General features: G+C 58.1%; 40 protein-coding genes. 4 read left to right on the top strand and 36 right to left on the bottom strand.

Going from position 1 to position 26420, the window contains the following annotated elements:
• The 8 genes from H7847_RS22580 to rpsM all read right to left on the bottom strand — a co-directional run bounded on the left by H7847_RS22580 (position 1) and on the right by rpsM (position 6077).
• Positions 1–678 (bottom strand): HAD-IA family hydrolase, encoded by a 678-nt coding sequence (locus H7847_RS22580; RefSeq protein WP_227271754.1) that lies wholly within the window; start codon positions 676–678, stop codon positions 1–3.
• A complete protein-coding gene (locus tag H7847_RS22575; RefSeq protein ID WP_227271753.1) occupies positions 678–1718 on the bottom strand; it encodes an RluA family pseudouridine synthase in 1041 nt (346 codons plus the stop codon). The genes H7847_RS22580 and H7847_RS22575 overlap by 1 nt, the downstream gene beginning before the upstream one ends.
• Positions 1715–2098 carry a fluoride efflux transporter CrcB gene (gene crcB, locus H7847_RS22570; RefSeq protein ID WP_227271752.1) on the bottom strand — a complete coding sequence of 128 codons (384 nt, stop codon included), beginning with the start codon at positions 2096–2098 and terminating at the stop codon, positions 1715–1717. Before crcB ends, H7847_RS22575 begins: the two co-directional genes overlap by 4 nt.
• A gap of 31 nt (positions 2099–2129) precedes the next feature.
• On the bottom strand, positions 2130–3440 hold the full coding sequence (locus tag H7847_RS22565) for a replication-associated recombination protein A (protein ID WP_227271751.1): 1311 nt from the start codon (positions 3438–3440) through the stop codon (positions 2130–2132).
• 178 nt (positions 3441–3618) lie between these two features.
• On the bottom strand, positions 3619–4041 hold the full coding sequence (rplQ, locus tag H7847_RS22560; protein ID WP_227271750.1) for a 50S ribosomal protein L17: 423 nt from the start codon (positions 4039–4041) through the stop codon (positions 3619–3621).
• Between the two features lie 132 nt (positions 4042–4173).
• Positions 4174–5190, bottom strand: a complete 1017-nt coding sequence (locus tag H7847_RS22555; protein WP_227271749.1) for a DNA-directed RNA polymerase subunit alpha — start codon at positions 5188–5190, stop codon at positions 4174–4176.
• Between the two features lie 113 nt (positions 5191–5303).
• Positions 5304–5693, bottom strand: a complete 390-nt coding sequence (gene rpsK, locus H7847_RS22550; RefSeq protein WP_227271748.1) for a 30S ribosomal protein S11 — start codon at positions 5691–5693, stop codon at positions 5304–5306.
• 15 nt (positions 5694–5708) lie between these two features.
• A complete protein-coding gene (gene rpsM, locus H7847_RS22545; RefSeq protein ID WP_227271747.1) occupies positions 5709–6077 on the bottom strand; it encodes a 30S ribosomal protein S13 in 369 nt (122 codons plus the stop codon).
• A gap of 310 nt (positions 6078–6387) precedes the next feature.
• Between rpsM and H7847_RS22540 the strand changes: the two genes are divergently transcribed.
• Entirely contained in the window at positions 6388–7410 is a 1023-nt protein-coding gene (locus H7847_RS22540; RefSeq protein ID WP_227271746.1) for a hypothetical protein, read from the top strand.
• A 6-nt stretch (positions 7411–7416) separates the two neighbouring features.
• On the opposite strand, the gene H7847_RS22535 is transcribed toward H7847_RS22540, so the two are convergent.
• The 3 genes from H7847_RS22535 to rplO all read right to left on the bottom strand — a co-directional run bounded on the left by H7847_RS22535 (position 7417) and on the right by rplO (position 10026).
• Positions 7417–8061: an adenylate kinase gene (locus H7847_RS22535; RefSeq protein WP_227271745.1), complete on the bottom strand. Its 645-nt coding sequence runs from the start codon at positions 8059–8061 to the stop codon at positions 7417–7419.
• Entirely contained in the window at positions 8058–9422 is a 1365-nt protein-coding gene (gene secY / locus H7847_RS22530; RefSeq protein WP_227271744.1) for a preprotein translocase subunit SecY, read from the bottom strand. Before secY ends, H7847_RS22535 begins: the two co-directional genes overlap by 4 nt.
• A gap of 121 nt (positions 9423–9543) precedes the next feature.
• Positions 9544–10026 carry a 50S ribosomal protein L15 gene (rplO, locus tag H7847_RS22525; RefSeq protein WP_227271743.1) on the bottom strand — a complete coding sequence of 161 codons (483 nt, stop codon included), beginning with the start codon at positions 10024–10026 and terminating at the stop codon, positions 9544–9546.
• A 202-nt stretch (positions 10027–10228) separates the two neighbouring features.
• On the opposite strand from rplO, the gene H7847_RS22520 reads away from it, so the two are divergent.
• Entirely contained in the window at positions 10229–11260 is a 1032-nt protein-coding gene (locus H7847_RS22520; RefSeq protein WP_227271742.1) for a hypothetical protein, read from the top strand.
• Between the two features lie 54 nt (positions 11261–11314).
• On the opposite strand, the gene rpmD is transcribed toward H7847_RS22520, so the two are convergent.
• From rpmD to H7847_RS22455, 13 genes are all read right to left on the bottom strand, one after another.
• On the bottom strand, positions 11315–11503 hold the full coding sequence (gene rpmD / locus H7847_RS22515) for a 50S ribosomal protein L30 (RefSeq protein ID WP_227271741.1): 189 nt from the start codon (positions 11501–11503) through the stop codon (positions 11315–11317).
• A 2-nt stretch (positions 11504–11505) separates the two neighbouring features.
• Positions 11506–12084, bottom strand: coding sequence for a 30S ribosomal protein S5 (gene rpsE / locus H7847_RS22510; RefSeq protein WP_227271740.1), 579 nt, complete (start codon positions 12082–12084; stop codon positions 11506–11508).
• 130 nt (positions 12085–12214) lie between these two features.
• Entirely contained in the window at positions 12215–12574 is a 360-nt protein-coding gene (gene rplR / locus H7847_RS22505) for a 50S ribosomal protein L18 (RefSeq protein WP_227271739.1), read from the bottom strand.
• A gap of 10 nt (positions 12575–12584) precedes the next feature.
• Positions 12585–13118, bottom strand: coding sequence for a 50S ribosomal protein L6 (gene rplF, locus H7847_RS22500; RefSeq protein ID WP_227271738.1), 534 nt, complete (start codon positions 13116–13118; stop codon positions 12585–12587).
• Between the two features lie 10 nt (positions 13119–13128).
• Entirely contained in the window at positions 13129–13521 is a 393-nt protein-coding gene (gene rpsH, locus H7847_RS22495) for a 30S ribosomal protein S8 (RefSeq protein ID WP_227271737.1), read from the bottom strand.
• A gap of 14 nt (positions 13522–13535) precedes the next feature.
• The gene (rpsN, locus tag H7847_RS22490; protein ID WP_227271736.1) at positions 13536–13841 is read right to left on the bottom strand and encodes a 30S ribosomal protein S14; all 306 of its coding nucleotides are present in this window, start codon (positions 13839–13841) and stop codon (positions 13536–13538) included.
• A 19-nt stretch (positions 13842–13860) separates the two neighbouring features.
• Positions 13861–14424 (bottom strand): 50S ribosomal protein L5, encoded by a 564-nt coding sequence (rplE, locus tag H7847_RS22485; RefSeq protein WP_227271735.1) that lies wholly within the window; start codon positions 14422–14424, stop codon positions 13861–13863.
• A complete protein-coding gene (rplX, locus tag H7847_RS22480) occupies positions 14417–14728 on the bottom strand; it encodes a 50S ribosomal protein L24 (protein ID WP_227271734.1) in 312 nt (103 codons plus the stop codon). Before rplX ends, rplE begins: the two co-directional genes overlap by 8 nt.
• 2 nt (positions 14729–14730) lie before the next feature.
• Complete coding sequence (rplN, locus tag H7847_RS22475) at positions 14731–15099, bottom strand: 50S ribosomal protein L14 (protein ID WP_121899038.1); 369 nt, start codon at positions 15097–15099, stop codon at positions 14731–14733.
• Between the two features lie 71 nt (positions 15100–15170).
• Positions 15171–15410, bottom strand: coding sequence for a 30S ribosomal protein S17 (gene rpsQ / locus H7847_RS22470; protein WP_195819740.1), 240 nt, complete (start codon positions 15408–15410; stop codon positions 15171–15173).
• A gap of 11 nt (positions 15411–15421) precedes the next feature.
• Entirely contained in the window at positions 15422–15628 is a 207-nt protein-coding gene (rpmC, locus tag H7847_RS22465; protein WP_227271733.1) for a 50S ribosomal protein L29, read from the bottom strand.
• A gap of 361 nt (positions 15629–15989) precedes the next feature.
• Complete coding sequence (locus H7847_RS22460) at positions 15990–16484, bottom strand: hypothetical protein (RefSeq protein ID WP_227271732.1); 495 nt, start codon at positions 16482–16484, stop codon at positions 15990–15992.
• Positions 16485–16806: 322 nt separating this feature from the next.
• On the bottom strand, positions 16807–17643 hold the full coding sequence (locus H7847_RS22455) for a hypothetical protein (RefSeq protein WP_227271731.1): 837 nt from the start codon (positions 17641–17643) through the stop codon (positions 16807–16809).
• Positions 17644–17826: 183 nt separating this feature from the next.
• Between H7847_RS22455 and H7847_RS22450 the strand changes: the two genes are divergently transcribed.
• A complete protein-coding gene (locus H7847_RS22450; RefSeq protein WP_227271730.1) occupies positions 17827–18447 on the top strand; it encodes a 2OG-Fe(II) oxygenase family protein in 621 nt (206 codons plus the stop codon).
• Positions 18448–18746: 299 nt separating this feature from the next.
• On the top strand, positions 18747–19067 hold the full coding sequence (locus H7847_RS22445; protein WP_227271729.1) for a hypothetical protein: 321 nt from the start codon (positions 18747–18749) through the stop codon (positions 19065–19067).
• Positions 19068–19169: 102 nt separating this feature from the next.
• On the opposite strand, the gene rplP is transcribed toward H7847_RS22445, so the two are convergent.
• The 12 genes from rplP to H7847_RS22385 form a co-directional block, all read right to left on the bottom strand.
• Complete coding sequence (gene rplP, locus H7847_RS22440) at positions 19170–19583, bottom strand: 50S ribosomal protein L16 (RefSeq protein ID WP_227271728.1); 414 nt, start codon at positions 19581–19583, stop codon at positions 19170–19172.
• Between the two features lie 13 nt (positions 19584–19596).
• Positions 19597–20304 (bottom strand): 30S ribosomal protein S3, encoded by a 708-nt coding sequence (gene rpsC / locus H7847_RS22435; protein ID WP_195819735.1) that lies wholly within the window; start codon positions 20302–20304, stop codon positions 19597–19599.
• Positions 20304–20684 carry a 50S ribosomal protein L22 gene (gene rplV / locus H7847_RS22430; RefSeq protein ID WP_227271727.1) on the bottom strand — a complete coding sequence of 127 codons (381 nt, stop codon included), beginning with the start codon at positions 20682–20684 and terminating at the stop codon, positions 20304–20306. Before rplV ends, rpsC begins: the two co-directional genes overlap by 1 nt.
• Positions 20681–20959: a 30S ribosomal protein S19 gene (rpsS, locus tag H7847_RS22425; protein ID WP_227271726.1), complete on the bottom strand. Its 279-nt coding sequence runs from the start codon at positions 20957–20959 to the stop codon at positions 20681–20683. Before rpsS ends, rplV begins: the two co-directional genes overlap by 4 nt.
• Before the next feature lie 3 nt (positions 20960–20962).
• A complete protein-coding gene (gene rplB, locus H7847_RS22420) occupies positions 20963–21805 on the bottom strand; it encodes a 50S ribosomal protein L2 (RefSeq protein WP_227271725.1) in 843 nt (280 codons plus the stop codon).
• A gap of 215 nt (positions 21806–22020) precedes the next feature.
• Positions 22021–22752 carry an alpha/beta fold hydrolase gene (locus H7847_RS22415; RefSeq protein ID WP_227271724.1) on the bottom strand — a complete coding sequence of 244 codons (732 nt, stop codon included), beginning with the start codon at positions 22750–22752 and terminating at the stop codon, positions 22021–22023.
• Between the two features lie 143 nt (positions 22753–22895).
• Positions 22896–23192: a 50S ribosomal protein L23 gene (locus H7847_RS22410; RefSeq protein ID WP_219499974.1), complete on the bottom strand. Its 297-nt coding sequence runs from the start codon at positions 23190–23192 to the stop codon at positions 22896–22898.
• Entirely contained in the window at positions 23189–23806 is a 618-nt protein-coding gene (gene rplD, locus H7847_RS22405) for a 50S ribosomal protein L4 (protein WP_227271723.1), read from the bottom strand. The genes H7847_RS22410 and rplD overlap by 4 nt, the downstream gene beginning before the upstream one ends.
• The gene (rplC, locus tag H7847_RS22400; protein WP_227271722.1) at positions 23803–24678 is read right to left on the bottom strand and encodes a 50S ribosomal protein L3; all 876 of its coding nucleotides are present in this window, start codon (positions 24676–24678) and stop codon (positions 23803–23805) included. The genes rplD and rplC overlap by 4 nt, the downstream gene beginning before the upstream one ends.
• Positions 24679–24697: 19 nt before the next feature.
• The gene (gene rpsJ / locus H7847_RS22395) at positions 24698–25018 is read right to left on the bottom strand and encodes a 30S ribosomal protein S10 (RefSeq protein ID WP_195819727.1); all 321 of its coding nucleotides are present in this window, start codon (positions 25016–25018) and stop codon (positions 24698–24700) included.
• A 215-nt stretch (positions 25019–25233) separates the two neighbouring features.
• The gene (locus H7847_RS22390) at positions 25234–25788 is read right to left on the bottom strand and encodes an acyloxyacyl hydrolase (RefSeq protein WP_227271721.1); all 555 of its coding nucleotides are present in this window, start codon (positions 25786–25788) and stop codon (positions 25234–25236) included.
• Between the two features lie 505 nt (positions 25789–26293).
• The coding region (locus H7847_RS22385) for an EF-Tu C-terminal domain-related protein (protein ID WP_455115535.1) at positions 26294–26420 on the bottom strand (127 nt) is incomplete at its 5' end.

The raw sequence follows: 26420 nt of genomic DNA, 5'->3' as shown, positions 1-26420 counted from the left end.
CTAGCTGCCCCAAAGCTTGTCAAACACCCCCGGCAGCCCGGCAAAATCATCGAGGACATGCGCCGCTTGACCGAGGGCAGAGACAGGGTGATAGCCCCAGTCCACACCGACTGCATGCACTCCGGCGGCCTCCGCCATCTCCATGTCAAAACTGGTGTCACCGATCATCACGGTGTCGCCCGCATCGACCCCGGCTTCCGCCATCGCCTGCAACAGCATGGAAGGATGCGGTTTGGAGGGATGGAAATCCGCAACCTGCTGCGTAAAAAAGAAATGATCCAGCCTGTGGGCTTCCATCAGCTTGTCGAGGCCACGTTTGGATTTACCCGTGGCCACACCAAGCAGGAGATCCGGTACGGCATGCAATTCCTCCAGGATATCCCGCGCGCCGGGGTAGAGCGGGCTGGATTGTGCCGCGCCGACTTCCGCGCGCATGCCGATATAGGCGGATTTATAGCCCTCCACGAGGCGGGTTCGCAGGGTCGCCGGGGCATCGGGCAGCAGCCGTTCCATCGCCACGGGAAGCGACAGCCCCACGATCCCAAGGATGTCAGAGGCTGCGGGAGCCTGTAGACCGTCGCCCTCGAACGCTCGGGTCATGGCGGCCACGATATCGCGCTGACTGTCCACCAGCGTGCCATCCACGTCAAAGATCACCAACCGGAGCGGCCCGCCCATCACAGGACCTCGAACGGGTCTTCGGCAGCCAGATCGTCTGTCCAGCCAAAGGTCTCCCAGCTTTGCGACATGTGATCCGGCAGCTCCGCGGTGACGGTGATTTCCTTGCGCGTGTCAGGATGTTCAAACCGCATCATCCGCGCATGCAGGTGCAGTTTCTTGGAAATGATCCCCCCCAGTTGCGCGCCCCAACCATCACCGAGGTTTTCCTGACCGGACCCGCCGTATTTGCCGTCCCCGATGATGGGATGACCAATCTCGGCCATGTGGGCGCGCAACTGGTGGGTGCGTCCCGTGATGGGCTCCATCGCGACCCAGGCGGCCCGCGATCCAACGCGAAAGAGCGTCGCGTAAAGCGTATGGGCACGTTTGGCGCCCGGCGTCTCGTCCACCTCGCGCGGCGGTATGGCGATCATCTTTTCGCCTTCGCCGCCGCTGCCCCGGCCTGCCGCCTTGACCAGAGCGTATCTGATCTCCCCCAGATAGGGGGTGGGCACACCTGCCACCAATGCCCAGTAAATCTTGCGGGTTTCCTTGTGCCGCATCGAGGCTGTCAGCGCCTTGGCCGCGAGGCGGGTTCGCGCCAGCAGCAAGACGCCTGATGTGTCCTTGTCCAGCCGGTGCACAAGGCGCGGCTTTTCTTCAAATCCGAACTTGAGTGCTTCTGCCAAGCCGTCCACATGGCGTGTCTGACCCGATCCGCCCTGCGTCGGCAGCCCCGCAGGCTTGTTGATCGCGATAACATGATCGTCGCGGTAGAGCACACAGGACTGGATAAGCCTGGCATCCGCCGCCGACACCTTGGGCCGGGCGCTTGGCGCGGGCGCTTGGGTATCGGGCAGCGGCGGCACCCTGACCTGCTGGCCCGCCTCAAGCCGGGTCGCCCCCTTTACACGGCCGCCGTCGACACGGATTTCGCCCTTGCGGCACATCTTATCGATCCGGCCCTGGCTGATCTGCGGAAACTGCCGCTTGAACCAGCGGTCGAGGCGCTGGTCGGCATCATCGACGGCAACCGTCACCATTTGTACGCGGCTCATATCAGAACACCTCTCATCAGCCAAAGACCTGCCATCAAGCCCAACACGGACAGCACCACCGACAGCACAATATACGCCCCGGCCTGCCAGAGCTCGCCACGCTCAATCAGGGTCACGGTCTCGAGCGAGAAGGCGGAAAAGGTCGTAAAGCCGCCCAAAAGCCCGGTCATCACGAAGGGGCTCATGTCCGTCAGCCCACGCTGTGCGGCCAGAACCACAAAGGCCCCCATCAGGAAGGAACCGAGGATATTGGCCCCCATGATCGCCACCGGAAACTCGGACGGGCCGCCGGTCAGGCGGTACACCCAAGCACTCCACAGATAGCGCAGCGACGCGCCCAGAGCCCCACCGCAGGCCACAAGGATCAATGACTTCATCATGCGCGGTCTCTCACGCGTCGGGCGGGCAATGTCAAGTTTCGCGCTTGGCCCTGAGGCGGGTGAAATACGCCAGCCGCTTTTTCAGGTCCCGCTCGAAGCCGCGCTCTACCGGCTGATAAAACGTGGCCCTCGCCATGCCCTCCGGGAAATAGTTCTGGCCCGAAAACCCGTCTTCGGCATCATGGTCATAGGCATAATCCGCGCCGTAGCCCTGCTCTTTCATCATTGACGTGGGCGCATTCAGGATATGCTTGGGCGGCGGTTCGGACCCGGTCTGTTTTGCCGCCGCACGGGCCGCCTTATAGGCGACATAGGCTGCGTTGGATTTCGGGGCGAGCGCCAGATAGCTCACCGCCTGCGCCAGCGCCAACTCGCCCTCCGGGCTGCCCAGCCTTTCGAAGGTTTCCCAGCTTTGCAGGCAGACGGCCTGCGCCTGTGGATCGGCAAGGCCAATGTCCTCGACCGCCATGCGCGTGAGGCGCCGGGCGAGATAACGCGGGTCTTCGCCCCCTTCCAGCATGCGGGCAAACCAGTAAAGAGCCGCATCCGGGTCAGACCCGCGCACCGATTTATGCAGCGCCGAAATCAGGTTGTAATGCGCGTCGCCCGATTTGTCGTATTGCGCCGCCCGCTTCATCAGCCGCGCGCCCAGGGCGGTCGCATCCAGCTTGCCATCGATGGTCCATGCCATCACCTGCTCGATCAGGTTGAGCAGCGCCCGACCATCACCATCCGCCATCTCAAGCAGGGCTTCCCGCGCAGTCCCGTCCAGCGGCAGGGGTCGCCCCAACTCGGTCTCGGCCCGCTGCGCCAATCGCTCCAGATCGCTGAGCGGCAACCGCTCCAACACCAGCACCTGCGCCCTGCTCAACACCGCCGCGTTCAGTTCAAATGACGGGTTTTCGGTGGTCGCCCCCACCAAAAGGATCGTGCCATCTTCCATATGTGGCAGAAACCCATCCTGCTGGGCCTTGTTGAAGCGGTGGATTTCATCCACGAAAAGCAACGTGCCCTGCCCGTTCTGACGTCGGATTTTTGCGCCTTCAAAGACCTTGCGCAGGTCAGGTACCCCGGTAAAGATCGCGCTGATCTGCACGAAATGCAAGTCGGTTTCCTGCGCCAGGAGCCGCGCAATGGTGGTTTTGCCCACCCCCGGCGGCCCCCAAAAGATCAAAGATCCCAAAGTCCCCGACGCCAGCATGGTGCCCAAGGGCGCGTCCGGGCCGAGAACCTGCACCTGTCCGATCACCTCCTGCAAGGTCTTGGGGCGCAACCTGTCGGCCAAGGGTCGATGACCACCTGGTGTCGCGTCTTTTTCGATGTCATCAAAAAGATCTGTCATCCCTGCGGCTCTCCCGGCCCCTGCGACGCGTCGCGCCTCCTGACATGCCGCGCACGGGGTTTGATTGCAAGTGTCACCCGGTTTCAGCAATTCGTGGTGCCAAGGGGCATGCGGCGCAAAAGAAAACCCCCCGCCGATCTCCAGCGAGGGGTCAAATTTCGGGTCTGATCGCTCAGACTTATTCTGCGCCGGCCTCTTCTTCCGCAGCCAGGCGCGTCTTGTCAGCGGCCCCTTTGGCATCGCGGTCGCGATCGACGAATTCGATGATCGCCATCGGAGCCATATCGCCATAGCGGAAGCCCGCCTTCAGCACGCGCACGTAACCGCCCTGGCGGTCCTTGTAGCGCGGACCCAGCACGTCAAAGAGCTTGGCGACATATTGATCCTGCTTCAGCTTCGATGCCGCCTGACGGCGCGCATGCAAGTCGCCACGTTTTGCGAGCGTGATCATCTTCTCGATGATCGGGCGCAATTCCTTCGCTTTTGGAAGGGTCGTCTTGATCTGCTCATGCTCGATGAGCGAGCCCGCCATATTCGCCCAGAGCGCCTTGCGGTGCTCATGTGTGCGGTTCAGGCGGCGGTATCCACGTGCGTGACGCATTTATCTTCTCCTAAGTTGCCCTCTACGGGCGGTTTTGCTTTGTCTGACCGGGTGATGCGTGTCACCCGGCTCTCCTTGGGGCCGTGAGGCCCGGATCGTCCCCGCCAGGTGCGGGCATGTCTGAAGACCCCCTTAGAAGGAGTCTTCGAATTTCTTGGCCAGATCCTCGATGTTGTCTGGCGGCCAGTCTTCCACGTCCATCCCGAGGTGCAGACCCATGCCCGACAGCACTTCCTTGATCTCGTTGAGCGATTTGCGGCCAAAGTTCGGCGTGCGCAGCATCTCCGCTTCGGTTTTCTGAATCAGATCGCCGATGTAGACAATATTGTCGTTTTTCAGACAGTTGGCAGACCGCACGGAGAGCTCCAGCTCGTCCACTTTCTTGAGCAGAAGCGGGTTGAACTCAAGACCATCGTCTTCATCCGCGCGAGAGGCGGACTCGGGCTCGTCGAAGTTCACGAAGATACCCAACTGATCCTGCAGGATGCGTGCGGCAAAAGCCACGGCGTCATCCGGCGTAATGGAGCCGTCGGTTTCGACCTTCATGGTCAGCTTGTCATAATCGAGCACCTGACCTTCACGGGTCGGTTGTACGTCATAGCTGACCTTCTTGACCGGCGAATAGATCGCGTCGATCGGAATCAGACCAATAGGCGCATCTTCGGGTTTGTTCTTCTCAGCCGAGACGTAACCTTTGCCCTGATTGACAGTCAGTTCCATGTAGACGTCCGCCCCGTCATCAAGGTGGCAGATCACATGATCGCGGTTCAGAACCTCGATCCCGGCGGATTCAGAGATATCGCCTGCCGTCACAACGCCTGGTCCCTTGGCAGAGATCGACAACCGCTTAGGTCCTTCGACTTCCATGCGGATCGACACACCCTTGAGGTTCAGGATGATATCGGTCACGTCTTCGCGCACACCAGCCACGGATGAGAACTCGTGCAACACATTGTCGATCTGCACGGAGGTGATTGCCCCGCCTTGCAGCGAAGACATCAGCACACGGCGCAGCGCGTTGCCCATGGTCAGACCAAAACCGCGCTCCAGCGGCTCGGCGGTCACCGTGGCCTGGCGGGCAGGATCGTTGCCGGGTTTGACGTCTAGTTGCTGAGGCTTAATCAATTCAGCCCAATTCTTGTGGATCATGCGTCCCTCCATTCTTGTCTGCGCCCCATGTCCGAAAGGTGCAGACGCTCGAGGTTTCTAAAAGGCGGATGGGGGCCGCGCGAAAACACGCAACCCCGCAAAGGTAAAAAGCGTTAGACGCGGCGACGCTTTGGCGGGCGGCATCCGTTGTGCGCCATCGGCGTCACGTCGCGGATCGATGTGATGTTGAACCCCGCAGCGGCCAGAGCGCGCAGCGCGCTCTCACGGCCGGATCCGGGACCCTGGACTTCAACTTCCAGCGTTTTCACACCGTGCTCCTGTGCCTTGCGACCCGCATCCTCGGCAGCCATCTGCGCGGCATAGGGCGTGGATTTCCGCGAGCCCTTGAAGCCCATGGTGCCCGCAGACGACCAGGAGATCGCATTGCCCTGCACATCCGAGATCAGGATCTTGGTGTTGTTGAAGGACGAATTCACATGGGCAACGCCTGCCGCGATGTTCTTGGAGACCTTACGTTTCGTGCGTGTCTTGTCACGTGCCATCTGTCAGACCCTCCCTTACTTCTTCTTACCGGCAATGGCCTTTGCGGGGCCTTTGCGGGTACGAGCATTGGTGTGGGTGCGCTGACCGCGGACCGGCAGGTTACGACGGTGACGCAGGCCACGGTAGCAGCCCAGGTCCATCAGGCGCTTGACGTTCATCTGCACTTCGCGGCGCAGATCCCCTTCGACGGTGTAGTTGGCGTCGATGTGCTCGCGTACGGCAAGCACCTCTGCGTCGGACAATTCATTGACCCGGCGGGCCGCATCGATGCCGACCGCTTCGCAGATGGCCTGCGCCGAAGAGTTGCCGATACCGGTGATATATGTGAGGGCGATGGGAACCCGCTTTGCAGTCGGGATATTGACGCCGGCAATACGTGCCACGTGTGCATTTCCTTTTCGTTGCGGATCCGTAATGCCAGACCCTTTTTTCACAACGTAAGCCCGAAGCGTTTCACGGCATCGGGCGTCAGCTGATCAGGTGATCTTGCCTCGCGGGAGCGACCGTTGAGACAAATTGATTCTCGTTAGAGATAGCGCGTGTTATGGGGTTTTGGCGCAGGCGTCAACCCGCCGATGCGATGTCATTTCAGGCGGCCAAACTTCGCCGGGTGACAACAGCCCACGCGGGTATAGACCCCACAATATCTCCTGGCTAGGTTGTAGTGTGCCCGTTTGCCAATAAGGGAACCCGATGTCAAAATTCGCCACCGCCCGTACTCCTTCTGAGCGTAGAAAAAACACGGCACCCCGGCCCATCCAGACAGGCGGCAAAACCAGTCCTGCATCGAGCGCACTGCAGGCCAAGGCTGATCAAAGCCCCGCCACCGGCGCGCTGGACGCCCTGCAACGGCGCGCCATTGGTGTGGTCCAGCGCGAGATCGACACCTCCACCAGCCCATTCCTGCCAGACTATGCACAAGACGAAAAGGCTGGTTGGGAGAAAAAGGACAGGACAGGCGTAGCGGATTGGGCCAAGGACGACTACAAATCCGGTAAAGGCAAAACCGGCGCTGTGGACAGAACACCGCTGTTGAATCGCGATTTCACCACACCAACAACGGCACGCGACGCGCGCGACCCGGCGAATGGCCCGCGCCTCTGGGCGGTGCAGGAATTTCTTCAGGCCGAAAAAACGGTGATGGTCAGCATGGTCGATGGCAAGATCGGCAGCATCTATTTCGATGGCGGCCGGGTGCGCACCACCCATGGCGGCGGCCCCACCGAAGAACGGCACGACCCGGGCCGGACGTTACAGCTCAATATCGATCACGATCAGGCCGAGGTCGCATTTGAGGTCGCCCATCCACGCGGCACCGTCCCCCGGGACCAGCTTTGGTCCACCTACAAACGCTTTCTGGTGGAAACCCTCGCCAATAGCACACCCGCGACCCTGCCCGCCTGGATCACGGTGATCCACACCCCCACTGATGCCGCACCTGAGGAAACGGATACGGCCAACACACAGGTCAAACTGTTCGAGATCATGGTCAATCAGGCGGGTCAGGTGACGAGCACACACCCGTCGCGCGGCATCGGTACACAAATGCGCATCACCAATGCGGATATGTTGAAACTGCGACAGGGCGTCAAGCTGGTCAGCGATATTGCGGATGTGCGAGCGCGCAACCAGATGTTCTACAACTTTGTGGTACGGCACCTGAACCATCTCGCACCGCTTCTGCGCAACGCCGACGAGGTCAAATACTACGACTGACGATGATTAGGTCTCCAGAACGGCCTTGATCTCGCCCTGCACAGCCGCGATCGCGCCCAGACCGTCGACGCGGGACAGCACGCCCTTGGCGTAATAATACCCGATCAGCGGTGACGTCTGTTTGTAGTATTCCATCAGGCGGGTCTTGAGGCTCTCCTCGTTGTCATCCGCCCGGCGTTTGAACTCCGTCGCACCACAGTTACTGCATTTGCCGTCTGCCGGGATCGGTTTTGTCTGATCGTTATAGACCTCACCGCAGGCCGCGCAGGTGGACCGGGCAGTGATCCGTGCCACGAGCGCCTCGTCATCCACGCGCATCTCGACAACCTTGTCCAGGGTCTGCCCCTCCGCCTCGAGCAGGTCGCCCAACGCATCCGCCTGCGCCAGCGTCCGCGGAAACCCGTCAAAGATAAAACCGTTGGCTTTGACCGTCTCAAGCTTTTCCTTGATGAGGCCAATCACGATCTCGTCTGTGACCAGCGCCCCGCGTGCCATCACATCCGCGACGATCTGGCCCATTTCGGTTCCGCTGTCCTTGGCTTCACGCAGCATGTCGCCCGTGCTCAGCTGCACCATGCCGCGTTTTTCAACCAGCATGCGGGCCTGAGTGCCTTTCCCGGCACCGGGTGGCCCCAAAAGTATTATATTCATCGACGCACGGGGCTCCGTTTCTTCCGACCCTTACCGCTTTTACCGCGCAACTGAGACTTTTCAAGCAGACCTTCGTATTGGTGGGCCAAAAGATGGCTTTGCACTTGCTGGATCGTATCCATGGTCACCGAGACCACAATCAGGACCGACGTGCCGCCGAAGTAGAACGGAATGGCAAATTCGCCGCGCAGGATCTCGGGCAGCAGACAAACCGCCGCAAGATAGGCAGAGCCCAGCACCAGCACGCGATTGACCACATATTCAAGATACTCAGATGTTTTCTTGCCCGGACGAATTCCCGGGATGAACCCGTTCTGGTTCTTGAGATTATCTGCCACATCGTCTGGCTTGAAGCTGACGTTGAAGGTGTAGAAATACGTGAAGAACACGATCATCGTGGTGAAGAAGGCCAGATAGAGCGGCTGACCGGGGCCAAAGTTCGCCAGCAGCCAAGACATGACCGGATTGGTTGAATTCCCCGAAAAGGTGCTGATCGTCACCGGCAGCAGCAAGAGCGAGGAGGCAAAGATCGCCGGGATCACGCCTGCGGGGTTGACCTTGACCGGCAGGTGGCTGGAGCCCCCGTCATAGACCTTCATGCCGACCTGACGGCGCGGATACTGGATGTGGATCTTGCGCAGCGCCCGTTCCATAAAGACCACGAACATGATCGTCGCGATGACCATCACGATCACGGCGATGATGACCGCGGGGCTGATCGCGCCGGAGCGGCCGGAGGCAAAGAATTGCGCCATCGCGGCCGGCACTTCGGCGATAATGCCCACAAAGATGATGAGCGAGATGCCGTTACCAATGCCGCGGGCCGTGATCTGCTCGCCCAGCCACATCAGGAACATCGTGCCGCCCACCAGAGTAATCACGCAGGACGCCCGGAAGAACATCCCCGGATCGGTGACGATATCGCCCGCCTCAAGGCTAACAGCCAGACCATACGCCTGCAGCGTCGCGAGGAAAACCGTACCATAGCGCGTGTATTGGTTGATCTTCTTGCGACCCTGCTCGCCCTCTTTCTTGAGTTGCTCAAGCTTGGGCACCATGGCCGTCATCAGCTGCACGATGATCGAAGCCGAGATGTACGGCATGATCCCCAGGGCAAAGATACCCATCCGCCCCAAGGCACCGCCGGTGAACATGCTGACCATCCCGCCGATGCCCTGCCCCGCCTGCTCCATGAACTGGCGCAGCGCGACACCGTCGATGCCCGGCACGGGGATGAATGTCCCCAGCCGGTAGACGATCAACAGGCCAAGCGTGAAAAGGATGCGATTGCGCAGGTCGGTGGCTTTACCCAGCGCAGACCAGCTGGTGTTGGCAGCCATGCTCTCGACAGCAGAAACCATGAAGGGCTCTCTTTCGTAACAAAATGCGCCGCCCGAGCCGTTTTCCGGCGGGGCGGCGTCATGGAAAACTTGTAGACGTATGTAAGCGGCGCAGCCGCCGCCCACAAGCCTGATCTTGGGCCTAGGCCTCTGACGTTTCCGCGACGGGTGCCGCCACGGTCAATGACCCACCCGCTTTTTCGACCGCTTCAATAGCAGATTTCGACGCCCCTGTGACCTCAAGGGTGAGTTTGCCCGTCACCTCGCCCTTGGCCAGGATGCGGATGCCGTCCCGCTTGCGGCGCACAAGGCCGCTTTCGACCAGCACATCTTCGGTGATCGCTTTTTTGGCGTCGATCTTCTTGGCGTCGATGAATTTCTGGATCAACCCGAGGTTCACGACGGCATATTGCTTGCGGTTCGGCTTGTTGAAGCCCCGCTTCGGCAGACGTTGGTAGAGCGGCATCTGCCCGCCTTCATACCCGTTGATCGCCACGCCCGAGCGGGATTTCTGACCTTTGATCCCACGGCCACCCATCTTACCGGTGCCGGAACCGGGGCCACGACCCACGCGCTTGCGTTTCTTGGTGGCGCCTGCGTTGTCAGACAGTTCATTCAGTTTCATTGTCGCTTCTCCTTTGGCCGGATGTACCCCCCAGCGACGGGAGCGGGCAAACACGGCATTTCGATTCTGTCACCTCATGAGGTGACCGTTGGCGTATAGACGGGAGTCTAGTTTGGATCAAGTGCTGTCTGATACCCGCACAATTCATTGAGTATCGCTCTCCTTTGGTTCTATGCTACCTCTATTTTTCATAGGGGGTAGCATGGACGTATCAGAGTTGATTTTGTCTGAGGCGGATTCGGACATTCTGTATATTCACTTTGACGTTCCTGAGCACCACATCAGACTCCAAACCTTTTTGGCCTCCGCGGCCAGTGCTCAGAAAATCATTGCAGCGTTAAATCACGAGTTATTCGACGGCGAACTGCATTATGAGTTGGTTGTTCTGGCATCGGAGGAAGGGAGTTTCCTAAAGAAGCTCGCTTTGTGGGCGTCGGGGGGAGTCGTATCCGTCTTTGCCTTCCTAGAAAGCGATATGGGAAAAGCCTACTTTCGCGGACTTACAGGTCAAGATCCTTCACAATGGACGGAACAGATCGGGGAAAGCCATGCGGAGTATCTCGAAGATGTTAATCTGAAGGGCATGAGCGCTCGGGACCCAACAGAAAACAAAATTTGTTCGCAGCTAGTGATTCAAATGACCAAGGGGCTTCTTGAAATTAGTCGCGATGACTTGGAAAGTACCGGGCTACAGAATATCGGTCCAGACGATGCTCTAGACGCGAGGAGCGAGTTTTACGAAGCTTGCATGCAAGATTCGGATGTAAGAGGCGTCGGTTTCGCCCCCGAACATGATTTTCCAATACCGAGAAACCGTTTTCCTGAAAGGGCAATTCGGGGCACCCGAAAAATCGATGAAGAGAAAGAGCAACCCTGGATTATAGATGTCGAGAACATCTATGTCACATCACCAAACTGGGACAAAAATGATCAACTGGCCCGACATTGGAAAGGAAAGGATTCAATTCGTAAGGATTGTTACTTCATTATTGAAGACGACAAATTCTGGAGTCACGTCCGCGACAATGACCTAAGCGTAAATGTTCTAGATCGCCTAAAAGTTCAGTGGGCTTATCAAATTTCAAATGGCCGTCCCAAGAACCGCCGTGTTTTGAGGGTGCTAGAATTCAACGATGAAACTCTATCGGAAGAGTTGAGTTCCGAGGAACTAGAAATCGTTCTGGGCTCTTTCAACTCGATTGAGGTCTTTACTGATCAGAGCCGCCTTTTCTAACAAAAACGCCCCACAATTTCCTGCAGGGCGCTCTCAAAAATATTCGGGGAACGCTCAGTCGCGCTCTTCCACGATCTCCACCATATGTGGGATGGAGTTGATCATGCCTCGCACGGAAGGTGTGTCTTCCAGCTCGCGGGTCTTGTGCATCTTGTTCAGGCCCAGGCCGATCAGCGTAGCGCGCTGCTTGGCGGGGCGACGGATCGGGGAGCCGATCTGCTTGATCACGAGTGTCTTGGCCATGCTCAAGCCTCCTCAGCCACTTGTGCGGATGTATCGACAGCATCCTCACGCTTGGGCAGGATGTCGGCCACTTTCTTGCCGCGACGTTGCGCAACAGACCGCGGGCTCGACTCTTTGCGCAACCCATCCATGGTGGCGCGGATCATGTTGTAGGGGTTCTGCGAGCCGATGGATTTGGACACAACGTCCTTGACGCCCAGCATCTCGAAGACGGCCCGCATCGGACCACCGGCGATGATCCCCGTCCCTTCAGGCGCTGTGCGCATGACCACTTTACCAGCGCCGTGACGGCCTTCCATGTCGTGGTGCAGCGTCCGACCTTCGCGCAGCTGCACGCGGATCATCTGGCGCTTGGCCTGCTCAGTGGCTTTGCGAATGGCCTCGGGCACCTCTTTCGCCTTGCCCTTGCCAAAGCCCACACGGCCCTTCTGATCCCCCACAACCACAAGAGCTGCAAAGCCAAAGCGCTTACCACCTTTAACGGTCTTGGACACGCGGTTGATCGCGACCAGACGGTCGGCGAATTCCGGTGCTTCGTCACGGTCACGGCGGGGGCCGCGACGGTTTTCACGTTCTGCCATTGAGAACATCCTCTGTTTTTGGGCCCGATTTGGAACAGGACGCCCGGTTATTTCAATCCAGGTGGGCCGCCCGATCTTTGGACGCGCCCCCGGATCATCGAGGTCGCCCAGTCCGGGCGACCTACAAGTCTTAGATCTTCAAACCGCCTTCACGCGCGGCGTCGGCAACAGCCTTCACCTTGCCGTGAAAGAGGAAACCGCCCCGGTCGAAATAGGCGGTTTCAACACCGGCCTTTTTCGCGCGTTCCGCGATGGCTGCACCCACTTTTGTGGCCGCTTCGATGTTGTTTTTGCCCACGACGCCCAAAGCTTTTTCGAGCGAAGACGCCGATGCCAAGGTTTTGCCCGCCACATCGTCGATCAGCTGAACGGAGATGTTCTTGTTGGAGCGGTGCACGCTCAGGCGCATACGGCCTGCATTGGTGCGGCGCAGTTTGTTCCGAACGCGCAAGCGGCGTTTGATGAACAGTTGTCTTTTGCTGTTTGCCATTGTCGCGTTCCTATTTCTTCTTGCCTTCTTTGCGGAAGATGAACTCGCCCTTGTAGCGGATGCCTTTGCCCTTGTAGGGCTCGGGCTTGCGCCAAGCGCGAATGTTCGCGGCAACCTGACCAACAAGCTGTTCGTCGATGCCTTCCACCACAATCTCGGTCTGTTTCGGCGCGGTCACAGTCACACCCTCGGGCGCAGTGTAGTCCACGTCATGGGACAAACCGAGGTTCAGCTTGAGCGTATTACCCTGCATCTGCGCCCGGTAGCCCACACCCTGAATCTCCAGCTCTTTCTTGAAGCCTGTCGTCACGCCGGTCACGCAGTTTTGCACCTGTGTGCGGGACATGCCCCACTGCTGGCGCGCGCGCTTGGATTTGCCACGCGGCTCGATGTTGATCACGTTGTCCTCGACCTTCAGGGTCACGTCATCCGTGGCCTTGAAGCTGCGGGTGCCCTTGGGGCCCTTCACTTCGATGGTCTGACCGCTCACGGAGGCGGAAACACCGCTGGGCAGGTCGACCGGTTTTTTACCAATACGAGACATAAGCCCCTCCTTAGAAGACGGTGCAGAGCACTTCGCCACCAACGTTGGCGCTGCGTGCTGCTTGGTCCGACATCACACCCTTGGGGGTGGAGACTATCGACACACCGAGGCCCTGACGGACCACCGGAATGTCATTGACGCCCATGTAGACGCGGCGCCCGGGCTTGGAGACCCGCTTGAGCTCGCGAATGACAGGTTCGCCTTCGTAATACTTCAGGCTGATCTCCAGGCCTGGGTGCCCGTCAGCGCCCGTGACCTTCTCATAGCCGCGGATGTAGCCCTCGTCCGCCAGCACATCCAGCACCCATGCCCGCAGCTTCGACGCCGGGGTCATGACGGTGGATTTGCCGCGCAGTTGCGAGTTCCGGATGCGTGTCAGCATATCTGCGATGGGATCGTTCATGTGATGCGCTCCTTTTACCAGCTCGACTTGACCATGCCGGGGATCTGGCCGTTCGAGCCAAGATCCCGTAGCGCGATCCGCGAAATTTTGAGTTTACGATAATAAGCATGCGGACGACCGGTCAGCTGGCAGCGGTTGTGCAGACGCACAGCGCTGGAGTTGCGCGGCAGTTTCGCCAGCTTCAGGGAGGCGCGGAAACGCTCTTCCATCGGCTTTTCCTGGTCGTTCACGATTGCTTTGAGTTCGGCGCGCTTGGCGGCATATTTCGCCACCAGACGTTCGCGCTTCTTCTCACGTGCGATCATAGATTTCTTAGCCATATCTAAATCCTTCCCGCGCTTATGAATTGAAAGGCATGTTGAAGGCTTTCAACAGGCTCTTTGCTTCAGCGTCGGTTTGCGCCGTTGTGGCGATCACAATATCCATTCCCCAGTTCTCATCGATCTTGTCGAAGTCGATCTCGGGGAACACGAGATGCTCTTTGAGGCCCATGGCATAGTTGCCACGACCATCAAAGCTTTGCCCTGAAACACCGCGGAAGTCGCGGATACGAGGCATCGCAATCGTGATAAGACGGTCGAGGAATTCATACATGCGGTCACCACGCAGGGTCACCTTGGCCCCCAATGGCATTTCTTCACGTACACGGAAACCCGCGATGGATTTCTTGGCTGTTGTGGTCAACGCCTTCTGACCTGCAATCAGCGTCAGATCTTCGACCGCTGATTTCGCCTTCTTGCTGTCGCGCACGGCCTCGGCACCGCAGCCGATGTTCAGGACGATCTTGTCCAGACGCGGGATCTGCATGTCGTTCTTGTAGCCGAACTCTTCTTTCAGCGCGGGGCGGATCGTATCCTTATACGCGGTCTTGAGGCGGGGGGTGTAGGTTGCACTATCAAGCATCGATCACGTCCCCTGTCGTCTTGGCAAAGCGCACTTTCTTGTCGCCTTCCATTTTGAACCCAACCCGCGTGGCTTTGCCGTTGGCATCCACATAGGCAAGATTGCTCAGGTCAATCGGCATCGCCTTGGGAATGCGGCCGCCCTGGGTTGTCTGAGACTGGCGCGTGGCGCGGATCGAGATGTTCACACCCTCCACAATCGCCTTGCGGGCCTGCGGATCAACAGAGGAGATTGTCCCTGTCTTACCCTTGTCCTTGCCGGCCAGTACGATGACCTTGTCACCTTTTTTCAGCTTAGCAGCCATGATTACAGCACCTCCGGCGCGAGCGAGATGATTTTCATGAAGTTCTTGGCGCGCAGCTCACGCACAACCGGGCCAAAGATACGTGTCCCGATCGGCTCGTTGTTGTTGTTGAGGATGACGGCAGCGTTGCGATCAAAGCGGATCGCGGTGCCGTCTTCACGGCGCACTTCCTTGGCGGTGCGAACGACGACGGCCTTGCGCACGTCCCCTTTCTTCACACGACCGCGGGGGATGGCTTCCTTGACCGACACGACGATGACGTCGCCGACGGAGGCGTATTTACGCTTGGAACCACCCAGGACCTTGATGCACTGAACACGGCGTGCGCCGCTGTTGTCAGCAACATCCAGGTTGGTCTGCATCTGGATCATTTGGTTTCTCCCGACCTTTGGGGGACCGATGCGTGGCCATATCCCCAGGGTTTCGATTAAGCGGTTGGTGCTTAGGCCTCAGCGGCTTCCAGCACTTCCCAACGTTTGGTCTTGGACTTCGGTGCACATTCAATGATGCGGACGCTGTCGCCCACTTTGAACGTGTTCTTCTCATCGTGTGCCCGGTACTTCTTGGACTTACGGATGGTCTTTTTCAGAACCGGGTGCGTGAAACGGCGCTCAACGCTGACGGTCACGGTTTGAGCGTTAGCATCGGAGGTCACGACGCCGGACAGAATACGCTTTGGCATGGGGGCTCTCCTTACTCGGACGCAGCAGCTTGGGCTGCTTTTTGGTTCAACACAGTTTTCACACGCGCCGCATCCCGGCGCGCCTTGCGGATCTGTGCAGGGTTCTCCAACTGGCCTGTCGCTTGTTGAAAACGCAGGTTAAAGGAGGTTTTCTTCAGATTGGCCAGCTCTTCACGCAGCTGGTCCGGCGTTTTGTCATGCAATTCCTTGGCGTCCATCGCCCTATTCCTTTCAACATCACGAGTAGGCCGCAGCAAATGCGTCACCCTGATTCTCGTGGAGTCCATGATGAAGGGGCCGTATAGGAGGGTTACCGGCCTATGGCAAGCCCTTATTCCTTTGGGAAAAGCTTCCGCCCGGAAACTTTGCCAAATCCTCCGGACACCGACCCGCGCCGGAACCATCTTTGCCGTGTCGGCGCGATGCCCGCGGACTGACGAAGACGAGTGTTTCGGACTTCATCGAAGATTTTTTCGCCCGGACGGGAGCCATCCTCAAAAAAGCACGGCCTCGACAAAGAACGGAACAGTCGGAAGACTAAATTTGGGGCTTTCGATAAGAAGTGCTCCAGCGGTTACGTCAATCTGGTACCCTGACAAGAACTCTGGACGGCATGGTGAATACCGACTTCCCATCGCCAAAAACAGCGCGCCAAGACTTCCAGCTCCTTATGCACTTTGCCTCTTGGCCAGAAAACTGGTTCGCGCCGGGCGTGATAGGTCTCATGAGAATATCTGTCAGCGACCCAGTTGGTCTGACGCCACGTTGCACTTCCGCCCTCTGTTCATTTGTTTGCGAAAGCCTCGACAAGCGGGTCAGGCCTTGCTTGATCCTCGTACCGTCTGAGGCAATGATTTGTGCCTGCTGGATGAATTTTTTATTCAGGAGTGCTGTCCCGTAAAGGCCGCCGCAAACAAAAGTCCGGCCATCAAAATTAACGACTTTATGCAGTGCAAGCATGACGTAAGTCTGTTGTCCCCCGGCTTTATCGCCTGGGCCAAACGGGGTGACCACGAAGCTGTCGTCGATTTGAAGGGAACTTAACCTTTGTGCTGCGGCGGGATTGACCGCCATAGCAAAACACAAAACCAACGAAAGTCGTACCAAATGCGCGCACATAGAATAACCTGCAAATCTATCTTATCAATTGGACTGACGATGGTGCCCGCGCTTGCAGATTGCAAGTGCGGAGCCGACGATCAGCGTGATGTCTGTTTGACTTGGTTAACAGGGTTCGCGAATCCATGACATCATTCAGCTGCGGCTTGGCCTCCAGAGGAGGCGTTCCGCGTTTGGCAGCATAAACGATCTTCCGAATGGACCCCATACTTCGGTGTCAAATATTCACCCCTCATCAATCTTTCCCGCCGCATGCCCTCGTAACCCGCAAATCCACTCAAGCACCTCCGCAAGCACCGACGTGACAGCGACATCGAATTTGGCCTCTTTCCTTTAGAGAAATAGCCAAAGGCTCGTTCCGGGGCCTTATACCCTTCCCGACATAGCCAAAAACGGCAAACCCAAACACCAGCAACAAGCCCGAAGCCGGGAGCGGCACCGACGGGAGCGGTTGGCTCAGCACCCCATTCTCGTCATATCGCGCCCAAGACCCCGGACCCGTTTCAACAGAAAGCAAGCCGCCTTGCCCGCGAAAATACTCGGCCACCTCACCATTCTCGCAGGTGCGACCTGACCCGCCGCCACTGTTGCCGTAGAGACGCTCGCCAAAGACGTGATGGCAATAGAAGGCGCGGGTGCTATCCCAATCATCCACCGCAAACTCGAACCACGAAAAGCTGTCACCGGAAGTGGACGAGGCATAGTCTCCCAGAAACCCGGCCTCGTGGCCTGTCAGGCCCCATGACTTGATCATGCCGTGGCGGTCAAAAGACAGATATACATCTGTCTGACCCGGCCAGAAGCCACCGGAATCTAAAAAATTCACCGCCCTGAGGTCGGTGTAGTCATAGTTGTCGGTCCACCCGCTATCCATTGTGGTATTCGAGCAAAGAATATCATTATCGCCACAGTTCACTTCGATCTCAAACGACAGGCGCCCCGCCGTCGGACCATCGCCGGTGTACGCGTTGTTCAGAAAGGCAATCTCCCAGGGCTTCAATCCCTCCGTGCTGAAAGCCTGACCAGTATATTTATAAGTGTAAGTTGCGGCTGTTACAGCAGTCGCACCTACAAAAACGAAAATCATCAATAAAGACGGGAAAAGGTAGCGCATTAAACTATCACCTGTTAACCAAATATTAATAATTGTTAACGTTGACACGCTCAGAGTCAAGAAATCCCCCGTTTTCGGTTCCATTTGTTCAAGAGTATGGACAGCAGCAGCCTAGCCACATCGACTGTATCGGATCGAAAGACAGGCCTCGCGTTGATCCGATGGCTCCGGTAAGACAATCCCATGTCCAGTATCGAATCCCTCTTTGTCACCCGGATCTATCGCGCGGCCTTGGCGGAACAAGGCAAGCCAATGGATACCTCCGATCTTGAAGCCTCTTGCTGGTCCATCGCCCAAGACGATGAAGCGGGTCAGAACTGGTGCGATGAAAACGGCTACCCTGGATATACCAGCTACGCTTCGCTGACCGACCTGCCCTACCGGTTCCCGATCTTCAAAGATCTGGTGAAGGTGCTGAACAAACACGTCAGGATCTTCGCCAAGGATCTGGAGCTTGACCTCGACGGTCGCAAACTGGTGTTAGAAGACATCTGGATCAACATCCTGCCCACAGGCGGTGTGCATACCTCCCACATACATCCCCATTCAGTGATTAGCGGTACGACCTATGTGGCGGTTCCGGATGGCGCCAGTGCCATCAAGTTCGAGGATCCCCGGCTGCAGATGATGATGGCTGCGCCGCCGCGGCTCAAGAGCGCCCGCAGAGAGTTGCAGAGCTTTCACTACCAACAACCCGCACCAGGCGATGTCTTGCTGTGGGAAAGCTGGTTGCGCCATGAGGTGCCCGTCAACATGGCCGAGGATGAACGCATCAGCGTCAGCTTCAACTACGCCTGGGCTTAATGTGCCTGACGGGATCGTCGCCAGCGATCGGGCTCAAGACCGCCACCTGGGCGAAAAGTCGGGCAATATTCGACCGATTTGACACACGATCTGTAGCATAGACTTGATTTGCAAGGTTTTTCCAAGGAGGTTGTTGCCCAGACCTACGGCATGAGACGGAGAGCGTCCTGCATGATATAGCAAAATACGACTTCGAGACCGCGCGAGACGTTTCTGAATATCTACTCGAACGGACTGGTGATGCTCTTCTGGCCAAGGATTTTGAGAGTTTTCGGCCTCATTTCGCGCTGCCGACGGTGTTGGAGACCTTTGATGGGCATCGGACAATCAACACGGTTGAAGAGCTGCGGCAGGTCTTTCAGGCAGTTCTGGCGCATTACGACAGATGCGGGGTCACAGACATGGCGCGACATTGCGTCGAGGCCCGTTTCAAAGACGCCAACACGGTTGCTGCGACCCATGAAACACGGCTCATCAGCAGGAATGTCATCACGCAGGCGCCTTTTGCCGTGTTTTCAATCCTCAAATTCAATGGCGAATGCTGGCAGGTGTCCCATAGCTCCTATGCGATAGGAGACCGTGCAGATCACAACTCCGCCCTTCTGAGTGCCGGCACCTGACAGTAGGTGGGCGGGATATGGAAACGGCTGCATAGAAAAAGCCCCGACCTGGATGGATCGGGGCTTCGTCATCTGCTCACGTAGCAACAGAAATCCCGCTGCTTACCAATCCTCGCGGACAACAACGCGTGTCTTGATCGGCAGTTTCATCGCCGCCAGACGCAGAGCCTCGCGGGCAACGTCATCCCCGACGCCGTCGATCTCGAACATCACACGGCCCGGCTTGACCTTCGCCGCCCAACGGTCGACGGAGCCTTTGCCTTTACCCATTCGAACTTCGATGGGCTTGGCCGTCACCGGTACGTCCGGGAAAATTCGGATCCAGACCCGGCCCTGACGTTTCATGTGACGGGTCATCGCGCGGCGTGCCGCTTCGATCTGACGGGCCGTGACCCGCTCGGGCTCAAGTGCCTTAAGACCGTAGGTGCCGAAGTTCAGGTCAGACCCGCCCTTCGCCAGACCCTTGATCGAGCCCTTGAACTGCTTGCGGAATTTCGTGCGTTTTGGTTGTAGCATCTGTCATTCCCCCTTAGCGACGGCCACCGGCGCCACGTGGGGCCGGACCATCCTGGAGTTCCTGGGCTTTGCGATCCCGCGCGGCTGGGTCGTGTTCCATGATCTCGCCTTTGAAGATCCAGGTCTTGATCCCGATGATCCCGTATGCGGTCGTGGCTTCCACATGTGCGTAATCGATGTCGGCGCGCAGCGTGTGCAAAGGCACGCGGCCTTCACGGTACCATTCGGTCCGCGCGATCTCGGCACCGCCAAGGCGGCCTGCGACGTTCACACGGATGCCCAGGGCCCCCATACGCATGGCGTTCTGCACCGCACGCTTCATGGCGCGGCGGAAAGACACCCGGCGTTCCAGCTGTTGTGCAATGCTCTCACCGACCAATGCCGCGTCCAGTTCGGGCTTGCGCACTTCAACGATGTTGAGGTGCAGCTCGCTGTCGGTCATCTTGGCAATCTTCTGGCGCAGACCTTCGATGTCTGCACCTTTCTTGCCGATGATGACACCGGGGCGGGCTGTGTGGATCGTGACGCGGCACTTCTTGTGCGGGCGTTCGATGATCACACGGGCCACACCGGCCTGATGACATTCTTTCTTGATGAATTCACGGATCGCGAGGTCTTCCAGCAGGAGGTCCCCGTAATCCTTCGTGTCGGCATACCAGCGGCTGTCCCAGGTGCGGTTCACCTGCAGGCGCATGCCAATCGGATTGACTTTGTTACCCATTAGGCTTGCTCCTCAACTTGGCGTACGACAATCGTGATTTCCGAGAACGGCTTGATGATCTTGCCGAACCGGCCACGTGCCCGTGGACGACCGCGTTTCATTGTCAGGTTCTTACCCACGTAAGCCTCTGCGACGACCAGCTCGTCCACGTCCAGGTTGTGATTGTTTTCGCCATTCGCAATCGCGGACTGAAGGCATTTCTTCACGTCCAGTGCGATCCGTTTCTTGGAGAAGGTCAGGTCCGTCAGGGCCTTGTCCACCTTCTTGCCGCGGATCATTGCGGCGACGAGGTTCAGTTTCTGCGGGCTTGTGCGAAGCATGCGCAGCTTTGCCATTGCTTCGTTGTCCGCCACGCGGCGGGGATTCTTATCCTTGCTCATTTGCGTTTCGCCTTCTTGTCAGCGGCGTGACCATAGTAGGTCCGCGTGGGCGAATATTCCCCGAACTTCTGACCGATCATGTCCTCGGAAATGTTCACGGGGATGTGCTTGTGACCGTTGTACACACCAAACGTCAGGCCCACGAACTGGGGCAGGATCGTCGAGCGGCGTGACCAGATCTTGATCACTTCGTTGCGGCCGCTCTCGCGAGACGCTTCGGCCTTTTTCAACACGTAGCTGTCGACAAAAGGACCTTTCCATACTGAACGAGACATAAATTAACGCCCCTTCTTCTTGGCGTGCCGCGAGCGCAGTATGAGCTTGCTGGACGCTTTTTTCTTGTTACGGGTTTTTGCACCCTTTGTCGGCTTGCCCCAGGGGGTCACCGGATGACGACCACCAGAGGTCCGGCCTTCACCACCACCGTGCGGGTGATCGATCGGGTTCATCACGACACCACGCACCGACGGGCGGATGCCCTTGTGGCGCATGCGGCCCGCTTTGCCGTAGTTCTGGTTCGAGTTGTCGGGGTTAGACACGGCACCAACAGTGGCCATGCATTCCTGACGCACAAGACGCAGTTCGCCGGAGCTCAGACGGATCTGAGCGTAGCCCCCGTCGCGGCCCACAAACTGGGCGTAGGTGCCGGCGGCACGGGCGATCTGACCGCCTTTGCCGGGCTTCATCTCGATGTTGTGGATAATCGTCCCGATCGGCATGCCAGAGAAGGGCATCGCATTGCCGGGCTTGATGTCCGCTTTTTGCGACGCAATCACTGTGTCACCCACGGCCAGACGCTGTGGTGCCAGGATATAGGCCTGCTCGCCATCTTCGTATTTCACGAGGGCGATGAAAGCTGTGCGGTTGGGGTCATATTCGATGCGCTCGACCGTGGCCGTCACATCCATCTTGTTCCGTTTGAAGTCAACGATCCGGTAGAGGCGCTTGGCCCCGCCGCCTTTGCGGCGCATCGTGATCCGTCCGGTGTTGTTCCGTCCGCCATGCTTGGTCAAGCCTTCCGTGAGGGCTTTGACCGGGCGGCCTTTCCAGAGCTCCGAACGGTCGATCAGTACCAGCCCACGCTGGCCCGGCGTCGTCGGTTTATACGACTTGAGTGCCATGTTGTCTGTCTTCCGTTTTGCTGTGCGGCGCCTCGCGACGCCTATGGTATAAAGGCCCCCGTAGGTGCCCGACTTGGATGTCCATATGGACAAAGGCGAAGCCCCGGACGAATCCGGGGCCTTACCGATGCGTTCGTTTAGGGGAGCAATAGGTGAGGGTCAAGGCGCTAGTGCGCGAAATACGCAAAGCCCCCAACAACACCGTCACGCCAGATTTAAGTCAGCAGCACTTTCAAGCGGGTGGTGACAAACTCCGGCGCGTCAAGATTGGCAATATGCCCCGCAGCCGGCACGACGAAAAACTCGGAATGCACGATCACATCACACATGCCCTGCGCCCGCGCATGCGTGGCCTTGTTCCTTTCACCCACGAGAACCATCGTTGGCATTTGGATCATTGGCAGATACGCACGCCCGTCATAAGCCAGAGCAGCACGCAATACTTGGTATGTGTTATGCGCGGTGCCTTTGGAGAGCGCTTGTTTGAGATACCTGGCCGCATCGGTTGACTCAGCACCCATCTGCCGAGCCGGCAGCTTGGCCAGAAGCTTGGGCGGTACGAAACGAAACATTCCGATCACCAGCTTTCCAAAAGCACGCAACGCGGGATGGTCCGTCACAATGGGAACGGATTCGATCATGGCAAGATGGGTCACTTCCTCTGGCCATCGGCCCGCCATATCCAATGCGACCATGCCCCCAAGGGATAGGCCGACAACAGCATAACGCGTAATCCCAAGGTCCTTCAGCACCGCTCTGACATGATCTGCCATCTGGGTCACGTCCGTGACCGCGGGAACCCCACCATGCCCCGGCAAATTCGGCACAATGACCCTGTGGGTCTGCTCAAAAGCGGCGACCTGGGGATCCCAGAGCCTGTTGTCAACTCCGGCACCATGCAGAAAAACCACAACCGGTCCTGTCCCCTGATCAATCACATCCGGCATATGACACACTAAGACTGTTTGCGGAGTATCGCCAGATATGGATTTCTCTGGCCCACCGCAAAAGAAGACAACGGATTTTGTCAGATCCCACTAAAAAGGCCCCCGCTTCCGCGAGAGCCTTCCTTGTTCGCAGGTCCTCCGGTTCAAAGCCCGGTGGACACGTCAATCGTGTTGCCAGCTTCCAGCGTCACATAGGCTTTCTTGACGTCTTTCCGTTTGCCAAGCTGGCCACGGAAGCGCTTCACTTTGCCTTTGGTGATCGTGGTGTTGACCGCTTTGACCTTCACACCAAAGAGCGCCTCGACAGCTTCCTTGATCTGGGGTTTGTTGCTGTCGATCGCCACTTCGAACACCACGGCGCCATTCTCGGACGACATGGTGGCTTTCTCGGTGATGATCGGCTTGCGGATCACATCGTAATGTTCTGCCTTGGCGTTCATTTCAAACGAGCCTCCAGTGCTTCGACACCCGCCTTCGTGATCACCAGGGTGTCACGCTTGAGGATGTCATATACGTTTGCGCCCATCGTCGGCAGGATATCCAGACCGTCGATGTTGCGCGCGGCCTGGGCGAAACCCTCGTCCACGGACGCCCCGTCGATGACCAGCGCGCGTTTCCAGCCCAGGTTTGCAACCTGCTTGGCCAGAGCGGCGGTTTTGCCTTCGGAGGAGGCCTCGTCGATGATGACCAGCTCGCCCGCTTTCATCTTGGCGCTGAGCGCATGGCACAGGCCCAGCTTGCGGAACTTCTTGGTCAGCTCGTGGCCGTGGCTGCGGACTTTCGGGCCCTTGTAGACGCCACCGCCGCGGAAGATCGGGGCAGAACGTGCGCCATGGCGTGCGCCACCGGTGCCTTTCTGGCGGTAGATCTTCTTGGTCGAATAGCTGACCTCGGACCGGGTCTTGACCTTATGCGTGCCGGCCTGCGCGTTGTTGCGCTGCCAGCGCACGACGCGGTGCAGGATGTCGGCACGGGGTTCGAGACCGAACAGAGCTTCGTCCAAATCTACCGAACCGGCCTTCTTGCCGTCGAGTTTGATGACATCGAGTTTCATGCGTCACCTTCTTTCTTGTCTTCTTCCGCGGCAGGCGCGTCATCAGACTTTTCTGCTTCAATATCGGCTTCGGCTGCCTTCAGCGCCTCGGCTTCTTGCGCGGCTTGCTCTTCGGCCAGGCGCTTGGCTTCGGCTTCGGCTTCCGCGGCTGCCGCTGCGGCGGCTTCCTCAGCGGCTTTCGCGGCTTCTTCGGCTGCGGATTTCAGGGCTGCAGGCAGGATCGCATTCTCAGGAAACGGCTTTTTTACCGCATCCTTGACCGTCACCCAACCGCCTTTGGAGCCGGGGACAGCGCCTTTCACCATGATCAGACCACGGTCTGTATCCGTGCGCACAACCTGCAGGTTTTGCGTGGTGACACGGGCAGCGCCCATGTGACCGGCCATTTTCTTGCCTTTGAAAACCTTGCCCGGATCCTGACACTGACCGGTGGAGCCGTGCGACCGGTGAGAGATCGACACCCCGTGCGAGGCGCGCAGGCCACCGAAGTTGTGACGCTTCATCGCACCGGCAAAGCCCTTACCGATGGAGGTGCCGGCCACATCAACGAACTGACCTTCGAAGTAGTGATCCGCGATGATCTCTTCGCCGACCCCGATCAGGTTCTCTTCGTCCACGCGGAATTCCGCAACCTTGCGCTTGGGTTCCACCTTCGCGGAAGCGAAGTGACCGCGCATGGCCTGAGATGTCCGCTTGGCTTTGGCAACACCCGCACCGAGTTGAACAGCTGTGTAGCCATCCTTTTCAACGGTCCGCTGGGCCACGACCTGCAGCTTGTCGAGTTGAAGAACGGTTACAGGGATCTGCTTGCCGTCTTCCATGAACAGCCGGGTCATCCCGACCTTTTTTGCAATAACGCCTGAGCGCAACATGATATTACCCTCCTGAAGCTTATGATTGCAGCTTGATCTCGACGTCCACACCAGCGGCCAGGTCGAGCTTCATCAGCGCGTCCACGGTCTGGGGGGTCGGATCGACGATGTCCAGCAGACGCTTGTGCGTGCGGATTTCGAACTGGTCACGGGATTTCTTGTCCACGTGAGGACCACGCAGAACGGTGAATTTCTCGATCTTGTTCGGCAGCGGAATCGGGCCGCGAACAGACGCGCCGGTGCGCTTGGCAGTGTTGACGATTTCTTGTGTGGAGGCATCCAGCACCCGATAGTCAAACGCCTTGAGGCGAATACGGATGTTTTGGCTTTGTACGGCCATATGTCATCATCCCTTGGTAAGGGCTCAGATCGGAGAGGAAGATGAACGCTCATCGCACACCTTCATCGCGTCTTTTAAGAACTGATAAGGGCGCGCCGAGACGCACCCTTTCAAGAACTGTCGTGCGTTTAGGGGGAGTCGCGACAAAAGGCAATGGGGTTTATGTTTTTTTGTCCCCGCTGCACTGTCTTATAGAGCCCGGCGGCGGAATGCGATCAAAAGGATCTGGCGTAGCGAACCGTGATCGCATTTCGTCCGGGGTTGATGTCGTTCAGCCCGGCATTTGACAAATGATCGACCGCCACGGACACCCGTGAGGACACCGATGTGCGAAAGCCAAAACCCACCAGTGTTCTGAACTGCAGATTGCCGCCCAGATTCACGCCGTCACTGCCCCTGTCGTAATACCCTGCTGCAACGCTTCCCTCGACAAACCATTTCTCAGAAGTGTTCCACAAGGCCGCCAGCCCAATGCCCGCATAGCCATCGCCGTCGCTGTCAATGTCGATGACCGCCAAAGGTGAAACCTGCCCCCATGTGTATTCCCGCAACGGGTTTGCATGATATTCCACCTGAAGAGTCGTCGCGGAGGACTGATCGCTATCGATATTGTCTTGGCCGATACCTAGAATCAAATCGGACGCGGTAGCCTGAGGCACTGCTGCGATCATCGCCAAGGCAAAGACCCCGATCAGGAGAAAAAACACACGCTTTCCAATCAGCCGTGCAGATGTACCCTGATCTGAGGCCAGACGTTCTTTTGTCGTCATCGCAATTATCCCGGTAGATTTCCGGAGCACGAGATCTAGGTTTTTTGCAGGGCGGCGTATTGCCGACGAAAAATCTTGAGGTCGCCATCGCGGAAAACACGTTTCTTTCTATACTCTTATTGCGCCCATACTACGCATTAAAGCGCATAGTGCCAGATCATTTGCGCAACACCGGTGGGAATTCTGGCCGACGGCGGCAATACTAGAATCTGAAGTTTTGGCAACCAAACTGTCATTTCCACGCAACCAAAGCGCCGTCGAGATGCAAGATCAAACGGCAAAGACCACTGCATTATTCAGATGGTTTTGCGATAGAAAAACCCGAGTGACGATCGGCGATCTGCCCTCATGAAAGAAAGCGCTCAAGGAAAAGCGGCACCCAGATTTCCGGCGGTTTGTTTGTATTGCCTGAGGGGGCGATGCGGGATCTGGGCGCAAAAAAGGCCGCAGTTTTGCTGCGGCCTTTGGGTTGGTCGGGCGACGTTTGAGGTCCGCCCGGGTCTCCTTACTCGGTGATCTTGGAGACAACGCCGGCGCCGACCGTGCGGCCGCCTTCGCGGATCGCAAAGCGCAGACCGTTCTCCATCGCAATCGGCGCGATCAGCTCAACGCCAAAGCTCACGTTGTCGCCC

Origin of the sequence: Roseobacter weihaiensis, from assembly GCF_020622345.1 — a bacterium.
Taxonomy (GTDB): domain Bacteria; phylum Pseudomonadota; class Alphaproteobacteria; order Rhodobacterales; family Rhodobacteraceae; genus Roseobacter; species Roseobacter weihaiensis.
Note: the sequence above shows the minus strand (reverse complement) of the source record. Positions and strands in the feature narration are given on the sequence as shown.